The sequence below is a fragment of the Paenibacillus sp. FSL P2-0136 genome (assembly GCF_037975325.1).
GTDB classification, from domain to species: domain Bacteria; phylum Bacillota; class Bacilli; order Paenibacillales; family Paenibacillaceae; genus Paenibacillus_AQ; species Paenibacillus_AQ silagei.
Window position 1 is genome coordinate 4,997,159 of record NZ_CP150244.1, and the last position, 14,169, is coordinate 5,011,327.

Below are 14,169 nucleotides of genomic sequence, written 5' to 3' on the forward strand. Positions count from 1 at the left end.
GCCTTAGATATATTACGTAATGCTAGTTATTCGGAATTACCGTGGAAGTTAAGACAGCTGGAAGAATCACGATAATTAATCGTTCTTGATCATCACCGGTAATTACTTCAGTTAGCGTCAATGTAGTCGGTGGCCCGTCATACATAACGGTAAATGGAAATGTCTGAGCGAATTCAACATATTCAGGACCTTGTTTCTGCCAATAATCAGTATACTGATACAATGTATTTCCAACAGAATCAGTAAGTGTGATGGTTAACCGTATGCCAGAATTTAATCGAGGAGATGGTTTCCAAAACCATAAGCCTACAATCCCCTCTATTTGGCATCGTCCACTTCCAGGATCCACCTGGAGAGATGCAAGCAGTTCGGGCTTATTAATATACCCTACATCCCCTGGTGAAACTTTGTAAGTCAATATTGGAATAGATGCTCCATCCGCTAAGGTTCCTGTATGTCCCCTGGCACCTTGGGGTCCAGTTCCCCCCGTTTCGTTACCTGATCCGGGCGGACCGTTGAAGCCTGTGAGTCCTGTCGGACCATCTGGTCCGGTATCGCCAGTAATTGCTGTACCCGTTGCTCCGGCACTTCCCACACCCGTAGGTCCGGTTGCCCCTGTAACCCCTGTTCCGGTTGCTCCGGTTACACCGGTGGGTCCGGCAAAGTTTCCTACATAGCCGGTTGTCCCTGATGGACCCGTTGCTCCGGTTAGCCCGGTCGGGCCTGTAAGCGAGACGCCATCCTCTCCCATTCTCCCGGCGCCCCCAGATAGACCGGTACGTCCGGTTAGACCAGTGGGTCCTGTTGGACCTTGGGGACCTATAGGACCGTTGAATATGACGGGTCCCGGACCGGTCTGTAACCGGGGGGAGCCCACCCGGATATCCGAAGCGATATTCTGATAATGGAGCAGCTTCATTCTTAGCTCGTATTGATGAATGCCTGCGGGCAGTACATCATTGAATCTGACCGTTGATTCTGTCTGAACCAGTCCGGCAGACAGTGCTGTGGATTCTATGAATACATCACGTATCTCAACAAGAGCGTTAGCCCTCCATAGTTCAACATTTAGGTGCAGATGATAATAACCGGGGGACAGAATATCCAGCAGCAATGGAATCGACAACTGTAATTCCGCAGATGCATACGGCTGCTCCAAGTCTGCACGGATATCCGTGAGCACCAGCACATTGCCGGCTCCAAGGGGAAGCGACGAATAGATGTTCATGCATGTTTCAACTCCTTTATGTCTCAGTTGCCTCTTTGGAATACCTTTGCAGATGCATTGAAGGATCTATAGCTGATTGTTGTATTGTCAGACACATCATAGATATGAACGCGCAACGTATAGTTGTGAAGACCCGGGGGCGGATTCTCATCAATCGCATAGAAGGACAGTAATTCTTCAGAAGGATCGTAATTAGATGCCGGATTAATTGAATAATTGAATATTTTTGACCAAAAAAAGAAACCGTTAGTATCAAGTTCCTGACCATCTCGACGCACTTCATATAGAAGATTGTTATTGTAATGGTGATTAGAGGGATTCCCGTACATTATCTGAAGAGTACCCGATATGACTACACATTGATCTGTCGAATTGATCTGTACCGCCGAAAGTTGCCCCACAATTTCACTTTCGATGGGACTGCTCGACAGCAGAATATTGCTCACAACGAGTGGTAACGCCCGGCCTGGTCCGGTTACACCTGTGGGTCCTGTCGTCCCCGTGTCTCCAGTAATACTGGATCCGGGCCCCGGATTCCCGGTCATGCCAGTGCGTCCGGTCATTCCTGCCGGTCCAGGCACCCCATATCCGGTCATACCGGTGGCTCCAATTCCTGTCGCTCCCGTTGGCCCGGTTACTCCTATCCCGGCAAGACCTGTTGCGCCTGTAGCTCCGGTTCCGCTCCCCTCTCCCGTTGCCACCACTACACCCGTAGCCCCTGTGGGTCCCTTTGGTCCCTTCGTTCCCATGATGCCAGGGCCGGTTATCCCGATCGGACCGGTGGTGCCCGTTGGACCTTTCGTACCTTTCGTACCATAGGGACCTTGTGAACCGGTTGGTCCCGTCGGACCGAATTCATCAGCATCAGCCGCGGATCCTTGTACTGAGACTGCTGGAAGACCAACCAGCGGATTCGCCGCAATATTCTGTGAAGACAGAATACGCAGCTCCAGTTCAAAGGACTGCACGCCTTGCCCGAAGCTCCCCTTAATACTTGCATTCAGATCAGCAACCAGCGCTTCTCCGGCGTTGCTGTTGCCGATATAGGGTTCAGTAAGGCTATGGATGATATTTCCGTCTTTCAGAACAGATAACCCGATGATCAGGTGATAATTGCCGGACACTTCCGGCTTGAACGACAGAGGCACACTGAAATCAATTTGGAAGTAGGGATGACTCTCTTCCAGCAATACCGGACTTGACAGCCTGATTGCCGGTCCCGGACTTCCCAGTTGCACCGGAATTAATGATGACATGTAGACACAACCCTTCTTTCACTTTCATATTTGCTTGCCATTTGCGAACGGCAGAACTATTCAATCAACACCCCCAATACCAGTTTATGCTGCCTATAGATTGTCCAAGTCCATGCTATGCAGAATATTCATGGACCTCTCTGGTCCGGCAGCACATAGTATTCTATGCCGCTGAAGCCATGGGGTCTGGATTATTCGGCCACCAGCTCTAAAAAGGCGGATTCATTAGTCAATTATTAATATCCACACGCAGAAAAGCGCCAGAATTCAATTCTGGCGCATCTCGCTATAAAAAGATCATTTAATTAATCCTGATCAATTGGATGTTGGCATAGAAAGTGCCCTCACCTATAACGTCATTAGTATTATTAACTAACGCCACACCTTGTTCGGCTGTTGTCCCTATGATACCGGCTCCCGCTACGGTTGCAATTGCCGTATTGTTTAGTGTTGAGGATGCTATAGAACCAGTAACACCTTCTATTAGAGCTCCAGACGTCAGATCTACGGTCCACAATTGAAATTCCATGGTGTCCAGGCTATTATTCTGAGCATTGACATAGTATTGGACCAGGACTGTAGAATCAGCAGGCAAAGTAAAAAACTGATTTGTATCATTTATAGTAATAGCACCGCTTTCCGGTCCGGTTACGCTCCAGGTCACCATTTCATCAAACCCAACTTGAAACTCAGTAGAGATCGCAGAGAAGAAATCTGCGAAGAAGGCAAGACCCGTTAAGCCGGTCATCCCGGTCATGCCAGTCAGCCCGGTTAAGCCGGTTACACCGGTCAGCCCGGTTTCACCTGTTAAGCCGGTTAGCCCTGTAGCACCCGTTATGCCGGTGGCACCCGTTATACCGGTTACGCCAGTCTCTCCGGTTAAGCCTGTCAGTCCAGTCAGCCCGGTTAAGCCTGTGGCCCCCGTCTCCCCGGTTAGCCCCGTTAAGCCGGTTACTCCGGTTAGCCCGGTTAACCCCGTAGCTCCGGTTAGTCCAGTCTCTCCTGTCGGCCCCGTTAAGCCAGTCACTCCGGTCAATCCCGTCAGCCCCGTGGCTCCTGTCTCTCCCGTTTGACCAGTTATTCCTGCGGGACCTTGGATACCCTGAATGCCCTGCTCTCCTTGAGGTCCTGGAGGCCCGCCCGGATTCCCCGTAGCCCCCGTTGCACCCGTAGGCCCTACCATTATTGAAGCGTTCAGCACCGTCTCCAGCTTGTTGGTAAGAATGAATTCCTTCTTCACAATATCCCGCATCATATTTCTTACACTGTCGTTCATAGCCAGCACATCGCCAATGGTCGCTTCAGGAGCTGTAACTCCGGGTAAGGTACCCAGGATATATTGCAGCTTCTCTCCTTCGGCATTGATAATGTGGCTGAGTCCCAATTCTTCCATCGCAATGGAGGACAGCAGCAGGTTAACGGCATCATCCCTAGCAATGCTTATGGTTGGGGTGATGTTAGGCAGATTCGCCTGAGACATATGATCAACTCCTCTAGGTTAGTGGGCTTAGAACAATTTAAGAATAGATATCGAGGCATTAACATCTGTAATTGTACCGGCGCCGCTATTAATCATAACTAATGTATTCACTGCTTCACCAGTAACGGTGGGGAAAATACTCCCGCCCACTATAAGATTAGAAGTGGCAGCGACAGCTGTATGATACGATATTGCTTCGCTAGCTGGAAGGGTAGCCCCATTGAGCGTAAGGGCAACGCTAAAATTCTCCCCTGTCGGAGTAGAAGCATTAGCTGAATAATGAACGTAGTAGGTTGCCGGTTCCAAAACGCCTAGAACATCGTTATTTTGCAGATTGAAACCACCTATACTACGGCTGATATTGGAACCAGTGGAATAAGCATCGGCATCAAAGACTATTGGACCTCTTGGACCTATTGGACCTCCTGAAGTAAGGGTGGACAACCACCGGTCAATAGGCGGCTCACCTGTTCCTCCGGTTACTCCGGTCAAGCCGGTTACTCCTGTAACTCCTGTTAGACCCGTTAGGCCAGTAGCCCCCGTCTCTCCCGTTAGCCCCGTAACGCCAGTTACTCCCGTTACTCCTGTTAGTCCCGTGAGTCCGGTAGCTCCCGTCTCTCCGCTTTGCCCTGTTACGCCAGTCTCGCCTGTTTCTCCTGTCAGACCCGTTAACCCGATAGCCCCGGACTCCCCAGTGAGGCCAGTTGCCCCGGTCAATGCGGTCAATCCAGTGGCCCCAGTTATACCTGTAGCCCCTGTTGCCCCTGAAGGTCCCTCTATGCCTGGGAAGCCGCTAACTCCCGTGGTACCGCTCGGGCCATCGTCTCCAGTCTCTCCTATTTCGCCTTGCAGACCTCTTGGACCGATCGGACCCTCGTCTGGTCCTGTTACGCCTGTGGCTCCGATCCCGCCATAATCAACCGGTGCTGCAAGCAGACTCTCTAACTGGCTGGTCTGCAGCCAGGCGCTTTTCACCGTTTCCCCCAGCATACTACGGATACTATCAGTGATGTCCTGAAGATTGGAGATGTTCACCACCGGGGCAGTAACTCCAGGAAGAGTGCCGAGCGCGTACTGCATCTTCTCCCCTTCTGCATTAATTACATGGCTAAGTCCTAACTCTTCCATGGCGATGGCTGCCATCATCATGTTGATGGCATCGCTCCGGGTGAGTGTAATGGTTGGTGTAATGTTAGGCAGATTAGCTTGAGACAAATTAATCCTCTCCTTTCTGGTTTAGAATAGTCCATCATATGCCGCTCTGTACGATTGGTTCGGCAATTCGTCCAGGCTATGTAAGAAAAAACTGATATGTGTTACAGTTCTTATTATGTGAGAAAAGACCAGCCCAAATCAGGCTGGTCTTCATGAGAAACAAATTTAATAATTACAATCAAGGAAAATTCAGCTCAACTGAATTATAGTGACCTTGGCAGGGAAGAAGCCATAATAAACTCCATCCATATCAACAGTTAAAGCAGTCCCTTCATATACAAGCGCAAGTTGAATTGTTACTGGTTCATCCGCTTCTAAAATATAGGTTCCATTAAGATTAGAAGGCAGAGTGTTTATTGGAGCGGTAACTATTGATGTAGATTCTGGTGAACCATTATTAATCAATTCCAGACCTGCTGGTCTTGTATCAGAAGATAGGATGATGGCTTGATACATGATCAAATAATTTCCGGCTTCTACTACAAACTCATTAGTATCAGTAATTCCTGGCCCTATAGAAGTACCATTGCTGGATGTATAAACGATACTAAAGTGTGGAATAGGGAAATGATCACTTGTTGCCACCGTATTTCCCTCTGTGAGAACAAACTGGGCGTAATTCTGGGACAGAGCACCAGTCGGACCTACAAGACCAATACCCGTTGGTCCAGTCGCTCCCGTTAATCCAGTGACGCCAGTCGCTCCTGTTGCCCCTGTGAGACCTGTTGCTCCTGTCTCACCCGTAAGACCCGTTGCACCAGTTTCTCCCGTCAGGCCTGTTGTTCCTGTTGCTCCCGTTAACCCAGTGACGCCAGTCGATCCTGTTACCCCTGTGAGACCCGTTGCTCCGGTATCTCCAGTGAGTCCTGTTGCTCCCGTTGCCCCTGTTAATCCTGTAATCCCTGTTAAACCAGTGTTACCATCCTCACCTTTTGAACCTGGGCCTCCATTTATTCCGTCTTTACCTGCTTTCCCTGTTGTGCCCGTCACTCCCGTCATACCTGTTGGACCTGTTGGACCAGTCAGACCTGTTTGACCCGTCGCACCTGTTTCAACAACACTTAATCCAGTAACTCCTGTTGGACCAGTCACACCTGTAACTCCAGTGGCTCCAGTTTCACCAGTCAGCCCTGTCGCTCCGGTCTCTCCCGTGAGCCCCGTCGCCCCGGTCTCTCCCGTAAGACCCGTTGCTCCGGTTTCTCCCGTCAGCCCCGTCGCTCCGGTCTCACCAGTCAGTCCCGTCGCTCCGGTCTCTCCCGTGAGCCCCGTCGCCCCGGTCTCTCCCGTAAGCCCTGTTGCACCAGTCTCTCCCGTGAGCCCCGTTGCACCAGTCTCACCAGTCAGCCCCGTCGCCCCGGTCTCACCAGTGAGCCCCGTCGCCCCGGTCTCTCCCGTCAGCCCTGTCGCTCCAGTCTCTCCCGTGAGCCCTGTTGCACCAGTCTCACCTGTAAGCCCCGTCGCCCCAGTCTCACCAGTCAGCCCTGTCGCTCCGGTCTCTCCGGTCAGCCCTGTCGCTCCAGTCTCTCCCGTCAGCCCCGTCGCTCCGGTCTCTCCCGTCAGCCCCGTTGCTCCGGTCTCTCCCGTAAGCCCTGTTGCTCCGGTCTCTCCCGTAAGCCCTGTTGCACCAGTCTCACCAGTCAGCCCCGTTGCTCCAGTCTCTCCCGTGAGCCCCGTCGCTCCAGTCTCTCCCGTAAGCCCTGTTGCACCAGTCTCTCCTGTAAGCCCAGTTGCTCCGGTCTCTCCTGTAAGCCCTGTTGCACCAGTCTCTCCTGTAAGCCCCGTTGCACCAGTCTCTCCTGTAAGCCCTGTCGCTCCGGTTTCTCCCGTAAGCCCCGTTGCTCCAGTCTCTCCCGTGAGCCCCGTCGCTCCAGTCTCTCCGGTCAGCCCCGTCGCTCCAGTCTCACCAGTCAGTCCTGTCGCCCCAGTCTCTCCTGTGAGCCCCGTCGCCCCGGTTTCTCCTGTAAGCCCTGTTGCTCCAGTCTCTCCCGTAAGACCTGTTGCACCCGTTTCACCTGTGAGCCCTGTTGCTCCTGTCTCTCCTGTAAGCCCCGTTGCTCCGGTCTCTCCCGTCAGCCCAGTTGCACCAGTCTCACCTGTGAGCCCTGTCGCTCCAGTCTCTCCCGTAAGCCCAGTCGCCCCGGTCTCTCCCGTAAGACCCGTTGCTCCCGTTTCTCCAGTCAGCCCCGTCGCTCCGGTCTCACCAGTCAGCCCCGTTACTCCTGTTTCCCCGGTAAGCCCCGTTTCTCCTGTAAGCCCTGTCGCTCCAGTCTCTCCTGTAAGCCCCGTTGCTCCGGTCTCTCCCGTCAGCCCTGTCGCTCCAGTCTCTCCTGTAAGCCCCGTCGCTCCCGTTTCTCCCGTCAGCCCTGTCGCTCCCGTTTCTCCGGTCAGCCCTGTCGCTCCCGTTTCTCCGGTCAGCCCAGTCGCTCCAGTCTCACCTGTAAGCCCTGTTGCTCCGGTCTCTCCCGTCAGCCCTGTTGCTCCCGTTTCACCTGTGAGCCCTGTTGCTCCGGTTTCTCCCGTAAGCCCCGTCGCTCCAGTCTCACCCGTAAGCCCCGTCGCTCCAGTCTCACCCGTAAGCCCCGTCGCTCCAGTCTCGCCAGTCAGCCCCGTCGCACCAGTCTCTCCGGTGAGCCCCGTCGCTCCAGTCTCTCCCGTAAGCCCTGTTGCACCAGTCTCTCCTGTAAGCCCTGTTGCTCCGGTCTCTCCTGTAAGCCCTGTTGCACCAGTCTCTCCCGTAAGACCCGTTGCTCCGGTTTCTCCAGTCAGCCCCGTCGCTCCGGTCTCACCAGTCAGCCCCGTTGCTCCGGTCTCTCCTGTAAGCCCCGTCGCTCCCGTTTCTCCCGTCAGCCCTGTCGCCCCAGTCTCACCTGTAAGCCCTGTCGCTCCCGTTTCTCCGGTCAGCCCAGTCGCTCCAGTCTCACCTGTAAGCCCAGTTGCTCCGGTCTCTCCTGTAAGCCCTGTCGCCCCGGTCTCTCCCGTAAGACCCGTTGCTCCGGTCTCTCCCGTCAGCCCCGTCGCTCCGGTCTCTCCCGTCAGCCCCGTTGCTCCGGTTTCTCCCGTGAGTCCTGTCGCTCCGGTCTCACCAGTCAGCCCCGTCGCTCCGGTCTCTCCCGTCAGCCCCGTCGCCCCGGTCTCTCCAGTCAGCCCTGTCGCCCCGGTCTCTCCCGTCAGCCCCGTTGCTCCGGTCTCTCCCGTGAGTCCTGTCGCTCCCGTTTCTCCTGTGAGCCCTGTCGCTCCAGTCAGTCCTGTCGCACCAGTCTCACCTGTAAGCCCTGTTGCTCCGGTTTCTCCCGTAAGCCCCGTTGCTCCAGTCTCTCCCGTGAGCCCCGTCGCTCCCGTTTCTCCGGTAAGCCCTGTCGCTCCAGTCAGTCCTGTTGCTCCCGTTTCACCTGTGAGCCCTGTTGCTCCGGTTTCTCCCGTAAGCCCCGTCGCTCCAGTCAGTCCTGTTGCTCCCGTTTCACCTGTGAGCCCTGTTGCACCAGTCTCACCAGTCAGCCCCGTTGCACCAGTCTCACCAGTCAGCCCTGTTGCTCCCGTTTCTCCCGTAAGCCCCGTTGCTCCAGTCTCTCCCGTAAGCCCCGTCGCTCCAGTCTCACCTGTAAGCCCCGTTGCTCCGGTCTCTCCTGTGAGCCCTGTTGCACCAGTCTCTCCGGTCAGCCCTGTCGCCCCGGTCTCTCCCGTCAGCCCTGTTGCTCCCGTTTCTCCCGTAAGCCCCGTTGCTCCAGTCTCACCCGTAAGCCCCGTCGCACCAGTCTCTCCTGTGAGCCCTGTCGCTCCCGTTTCTCCGGTAAGCCCCGTCGCACCAGTCTCACCCGTGAGCCCTGTCGCACCAGTCTCACCAGTCAGCCCTGTCGCCCCGGTCTCTCCCGTCAGCCCCGTTGCTCCAGTCTCGCCCGTGAGTCCTGTCGCTCCCGTTTCTCCCGTAAGCCCCGTCGCACCAGTCTCACCAGTTAGCCCTGTCGCTCCGGTCTCTCCAGTCAGCCCTGTCGCTCCCGTTTCTCCCGTAAGCCCCGTTGCTCCAGTCTCACCCGTAAGCCCCGTCGCTCCCGTTTCTCCGGTCAGCCCTGTTGCTCCAGTCTCTCCCGTGAGCCCGGTTGCTCCAGTCTCACCCGTGAGCCCTGTTGCTCCAGTCTCTCCCGTCAGCCCCGTCGCTCCGGTCTCTCCCGTCAGCCCCGTTGCTCCAGTCTCTCCCGTGAGTCCTGTCGCTCCCGTTTCTCCTGTGAGCCCTGTTGCACCAGTCTCGCCAGTCAGCCCCGTTGCTCCGGTCTCGCCCGTGAGCCCCGTCGCTCCCGTTTCTCCTGTCAGCCCTGTTGCTCCAGTCTCTCCCGTGAGCCCCGTTGCTCCAGTCTCACCCGTGAGCCCCGTCGCTCCCGTTTCTCCGGTCAGCCCCGTCGCTCCAGTCTCACCCGTGAGCCCCGTCGCTCCCGTTTCTCCGGTCAGCCCCGTCGCTCCAGTCTCACCTGTAAGCCCCGTTGCTCCGGTCTCTCCCGTCAGCCCTGTCGCACCAGTCTCGCCAGTCAGCCCCGTCGCTCCGGTCTCTCCCGTCAGCCCTGTCGCCCCAGTCTCTCCTGTGAGCCCTGTCGCTCCCGTTTCTCCGGTAAGCCCCGTCGCTCCAGTCTCACCCGTGAGCCCAGTCGCTCCAGTCTCACCTGTAAGCCCCGTTGCTCCGGTCTCTCCCGTCAGCCCTGTCGCACCAGTCTCACCAGTCAGCCCTGTCGCCCCGGTCTCTCCCGTCAGCCCCGTTGCTCCGGTCTCTCCCGTGAGTCCTGTCGCTCCCGTTTCTCCTGTGAGCCCTGTTGCACCAGTCTCGCCAGTCAGCCCCGTTGCTCCGGTCTCGCCCGTGAGCCCTGTTGCTCCCGTTTCTCCCGTAAGCCCTGTTGCTCCCGTTTCTCCCGTAAGCCCCGTCGCACCAGTCTCACCAGTTAGCCCTGTCGCTCCAGTCTCACCAGTCAGCCCCGTTGCTCCCGTTTCTCCCGTAAGCCCCGTTGCTCCAGTCTCTCCCGTGAGCCCCGTCGCTCCAGTCTCGCCAGTCAGCCCCGTTGCACCAGTCTCTCCCGTGAGCCCCGTTGCTCCGGTCTCTCCCGTAAGCCCCGTTGCTCCGGTCTCGCCAGTCAGCCCCGTCGCTCCAGTCTCTCCGGTCAGCCCTGTCGCTCCAGTCTCTCCCGTCAGCCCCGTTGCACCCGTTTCACCTGTGAGCCCTGTCGCCCCGGTCTCTCCCGTAAGACCCGTTGCTCCGGTTTCTCCCGTCAGCCCCGTCGCTCCGGTCTCACCAGTCAGCCCCGTCGCTCCAGTCTCTCCCGTAAGTCCCGTCGCTCCAGTCTCACCAGTCAGCCCCGTTGCTCCCGTTTCTCCCGTCAGCCCCGTTGCTCCAGTCTCTCCCGTGAGCCCCGTTGCTCCGGTCTCTCCCGTCAGCCCTGTCGCTCCGGTCTCTCCCGTCAGCCCCGTTGCTCCGGTCTCTCCCGTGAGTCCTGTCGCTCCGGTCTCTCCCGTGAGTCCTGTCGCTCCGGTCTCTCCCGTCAGTCCTGTCGCTCCGGTCTCTCCCGTCAGTCCTGTCGCACCGGTCTCGCCAGTCAGCCCTGTCGCACCGGTCTCTCCCGTCAGCCCCGTCGCTCCAGTCTCTCCCGTCAGCCCCGTCGCCCCGGTCTCACCTGTAAGACCTGTTGAACCAGTCTCACCCGTAAGACCTGTCGCTCCAGTCTCTCCTGTGAGTCCAGTACGACCGGTTTGCCCTGTGAAGCCTGTCGATCCAACGCTACCTCTTGTACCTTGACTTCCGCTCCTGCCAAGAGGCCCTGTGGTGCCTGTTGGTCCGGTTGGTCCTGTTACTCCGGTTGGTCCTGTAGCCATTAGTTGTCAACTCCTCGCTGTCATGAATTTCCAATGATATAATAAAATACTCTTAACCTTATTTCTAACTCCCAAGATAGTAAGAAACGGGTACACACCCTTAGATAAGGATGGTATCCGTTTCAAATTTTATTTACTTGAGAGGAAAGTACATTCCGCAATTACATTAAGGCCAAAATAGTCACAGAAGCAGCTACAAAACCATTCGGAGAATTAATAATATCCGTTGATATTCTTGTACCAGCTTCAACGAGTACTACCTGCATATTTTTAGGTCCGTCTAAAGCATCTATAATTACCACCGCAGACACCGGAGTAACGGGTCTGTTACTTCCTGGAACCTCAGCTCCTGAATAAAATACATGAAATGAATCAATACTGCCATCCAATGAAATCGCAATGCCAGGTGACACAGTACTCGTATATTGAACAGAAGCTTGAATTGAGACATGATACATATGCCCTCCAGGCAATGCAAAAGTATCGCCGCCCTGTAACCCGATTGATTCTGCAGGATCAGTTACTAACGCATTAAAAAATCCAATGGGAGTATTAGCGGTACTCGCAACAGTGTACCCATTAACTACATATGTTCCAAAAATAGAAGTGATTGAACCTGTAATCCCGGTCATCCCCGTTTGTCCTGTAACTCCAGTTAACCCGGTTAATCCCGTAACTCCAGTAAAACCGGTTAATCCCGTTAATCCCGTGTTTCCTGCTCCCGTTGCTCCAGTCATTCCCGTGTTCCCTGCTCCCGTTGCTCCAGTCATTCCCGTGTTCCCTGCTCCCGTTGCTCCGGTCATTCCCGTGTTCCCTGCTCCCGTTGCTCCGGTCATTCCCGTGTTCCCTGCTCCTGTTGCTCCGGTCATTCCCGTGTTCCCTGCTCCTGTTGCTCCGGTCATCCCCGTTAATCCCGTATTTCCTGCCCCCGTCGCTCCGGTCATCCCCGTTAATCCCGTATTTCCTGCCCCCGTCGCTCCGGTCATCCCCGTTAATCCCGTATTTCCTGCCCCCGTTGCTCCGGTCATCCCCGTGTTCCCTGCTCCCGTTGCTCCGGTATGACCCGTCACTCCAGTTACTCCGGTGCTTCCATCGCTACCTTTTGAACCAGGGCCTCCATTTATTCCACCCTTACCATCTTTCCCCGTAGTCCCTGTTGGTCCTGTTGGTCCTGTAACTCCTATAGGCATAATCTGTAATCCCCTTTCAAATTTCTTGGTTTAAATATCCGTTCCTTCTTGAAGGCTGTCTGTTCTTAAGTATAATAGTACTACTCCGGCTGACATCTCCAGGTAATGCTATAAGCTCTCCAATGACCGGATTGCAGCCAAGAACAGCCTCCCGTACCGCAAGACGATTCCTCTCTACCACCCAGTGTTCCTGTTCTACTTCACCAGCCTGCAAGCATAGATTAAGAGAGAACATGGAATACGGACTGGCTTGTGAAGTCTTCATTGCAGATAGTGCTTCCCTCTCCTCTTCCCTCACTTCTTCGTAGGGATTCAGCCATAGTACGTGGGAAGAGGTAAGGAGCCCTTCCAATCTTCCCCATAGCTGTGACTGTTCTTCCTCGGAGGGGAGAGGAAGAACATGTGCATTCAGTACACTGGCAAGCTTATCAGCGTCTGCGCCTATTCCACCGTCGAGCACGATCCATTGATCGGCGAACGGCTGCCACTTGGCTGCCCATTCCCGCAGAGCAGAGAACGGACCATCTCCCTTGCAGAGCATTACGATTACTGACCAGGCATTAGCAGGAGTCGTATTACAACGAAGGGAATTTTTCCGATGAGAAGGTACAGAGAAGCTGCGCACACCCGAAGGAACCTCTTCCACCGCTTGCAGATCATCTTCCAGATGAGCTAGCTTCTCCGCCGCTTCCTTGAATGAGGGGGAGTACTCCAGCGCTCTGCGGTACCAGACTCTGGATTCACCAGACATACCCCTTAGCTCATAACAGTTCCCGATATAATAACAGGGGTAAAAGGTTCCCGCACCCTTGAGAACCATATAATGAAGAGCATTCTCTCCAAGCGTCAGACAATGCTCGAAAGCGGAGATCGCAGCCTCTACCTGGTCGGTATGCATAAGAATGCAGCCCTTATACAGATGCAGGTCCACATAATCCGGGTAGAGACTGATGGCCTTGTCAATGCCGGGCCAGCCTTCCCTGAAGCTGCCCCTCGCCAACAGACAGCCATACTTGAGCTTGTAAAAAAGCGAGGGCGGCAATCTTCTCTGCCCCAGCGAAGCGGCAATGGCCTGATTAACCTGCTCGAAGGCAAGTGCATACTTCCCCACCCGCTGATACTCACTTGCTATATGATAAAGACTCCACGGATCGGGGTTCGGATTGTCTGTTACAGCTTCCTGCAGCAGCTTCAAATTGCGTTCATGTTTCGATTTAAGAGTAGTCACGGACTGGAGATATCCATAATGAAATAGCCGGACTGGAAGCTGGAACGGAGTGCTGGTATCCTCCCGGGTATAGGTGTCGGGCCAGCTCAATTGTTCATGAATGCCTCCAGTGAAATGAACCCCCTCTCCGTTACGGAACAAGCGGCACTGAGCCAGCCGGTAAGCTTCATCCGCCTGAGGCCGGAACAGACCATTGAAATGGATCGTTTCCACAGAGGCCAGTTTGTGTTCCTGAAGAGTGCTCACCATTCGAAGCTTCAGCGCATCATTCACAGCGAGCTCTTCGTCGGCATCCATCCATAGTATCCATTCCCCTGTTGCATGAATGAGGCTATAATTGCGGGCTTCCCCGAAGCTCTCCTTCCAGGGAAATTGAAGAATGGTTGCGCCGAAGCCGCGGGCAATGTCCATCGTCCTGTCACGGGAGCCCGTATCCACAATAATGATCTCATCTACCCCTGCGCGTACGCTTGACAGACAGCGTGCAATCCAGGGCTCTTCATCCTTGACGATCATGCACAGGGAGATTAGTGGGACGGTCGCCCTCGCTGTGTTCTGCCATAACGGGACTGCCTCCTTCCATAATGGATTTACCGGACTATGCGGACGAATCCGGTCAGGTGATACACATTGATTGACATCACCTCTTAACCTTATGACGGTTTCTGCCCGCATAGAACATTGTCGGATAAAGTCGGACAATCTAAATATGAAATCCTTGGGCG

The 14,169-nt window shown here is 55.0% G+C and carries 8 protein-coding genes; 1 reads left to right on the forward strand and 7 read right to left on the reverse strand.

Annotated features, from left to right (window positions below):
• Positions 1-22 precede the first annotated feature (22 nt).
• From NYE26_RS21220 to NYE26_RS21240, 5 genes are all read right to left on the reverse strand, one after another.
• On the reverse strand, positions 23-1,228 hold the full coding sequence (locus tag NYE26_RS21220) for a hypothetical protein (protein WP_339249910.1): 1,206 nt from the start codon (positions 1,226-1,228) through the stop codon (positions 23-25).
• A gap of 23 nt (positions 1,229-1,251) precedes the next feature.
• A complete protein-coding gene (locus NYE26_RS21225) occupies positions 1,252-2,484 on the reverse strand; it encodes a hypothetical protein (protein WP_339249912.1) in 1,233 nt (410 codons plus the stop codon).
• Between the two features lie 301 nt (positions 2,485-2,785).
• Positions 2,786-3,964: a collagen-like protein gene (locus NYE26_RS21230; protein ID WP_051478527.1), complete on the reverse strand. Its 1,179-nt coding sequence runs from the start codon at positions 3,962-3,964 to the stop codon at positions 2,786-2,788.
• Between the two features lie 27 nt (positions 3,965-3,991).
• A complete protein-coding gene (locus NYE26_RS21235; protein ID WP_339249915.1) occupies positions 3,992-5,179 on the reverse strand; it encodes a hypothetical protein in 1,188 nt (395 codons plus the stop codon).
• 189 nt (positions 5,180-5,368) lie between these two features.
• On the reverse strand, positions 5,369-10,456 hold the full coding sequence (locus NYE26_RS21240) for a hypothetical protein (RefSeq protein WP_339257570.1): 5,088 nt from the start codon (positions 10,454-10,456) through the stop codon (positions 5,369-5,371).
• On the opposite strand from NYE26_RS21240, the gene NYE26_RS21245 reads away from it, so the two are divergent.
• Positions 10,371-10,949 carry a DUF4573 domain-containing protein gene (locus NYE26_RS21245; protein ID WP_339257572.1) on the forward strand — a complete coding sequence of 193 codons (579 nt, stop codon included), beginning with the start codon at positions 10,371-10,373 and terminating at the stop codon, positions 10,947-10,949. The genes NYE26_RS21240 and NYE26_RS21245 overlap by 86 nt on opposite strands.
• Positions 10,950-11,187: 238 nt before the next feature.
• Here NYE26_RS21245 and NYE26_RS21250 read toward each other — a convergent pair whose 3' ends face one another.
• Both NYE26_RS21250 and NYE26_RS21255 read right to left on the reverse strand, forming a co-directional pair.
• Positions 11,188-12,216, reverse strand: coding sequence for a collagen-like protein (locus NYE26_RS21250; RefSeq protein WP_339249916.1), 1,029 nt, complete (start codon positions 12,214-12,216; stop codon positions 11,188-11,190).
• Between the two features lie 16 nt (positions 12,217-12,232).
• Positions 12,233-13,960 carry a glycosyltransferase gene (locus NYE26_RS21255; RefSeq protein ID WP_339249918.1) on the reverse strand — a complete coding sequence of 576 codons (1,728 nt, stop codon included), beginning with the start codon at positions 13,958-13,960 and terminating at the stop codon, positions 12,233-12,235.
• Between the last annotated feature and the right edge of the window lie 209 nt (positions 13,961-14,169).

What these genes read in the sequence shown, in the direction of transcription:
- NYE26_RS21220 (WP_339249910.1), bottom strand. Translation starts at nt 1,228, where the DNA reads ATGAACATCTATTCGTCGCTTCCCCTTGGAGCCGGCAATGTGCTGGTG.
- NYE26_RS21225 (WP_339249912.1), bottom strand. Translation starts at nt 2,484, where the DNA reads ATGTCATCATTAATTCCGGTGCAACTGGGAAGTCCGGGACCGGCAATC.
- NYE26_RS21230 (WP_051478527.1), bottom strand. Translation starts at nt 3,964, where the DNA reads ATGTCTCAGGCGAATCTGCCTAACATCACCCCAACCATAAGCATTGCT.
- NYE26_RS21250 (WP_339249916.1), bottom strand. Translation starts at nt 12,216, where the DNA reads ATGCCTATAGGAGTTACAGGACCAACAGGACCAACAGGGACTACGGGG.
- NYE26_RS21255 (WP_339249918.1), bottom strand. Translation starts at nt 13,960, where the DNA reads ATGATCGTCAAGGATGAAGAGCCCTGGATTGCACGCTGTCTGTCAAGC.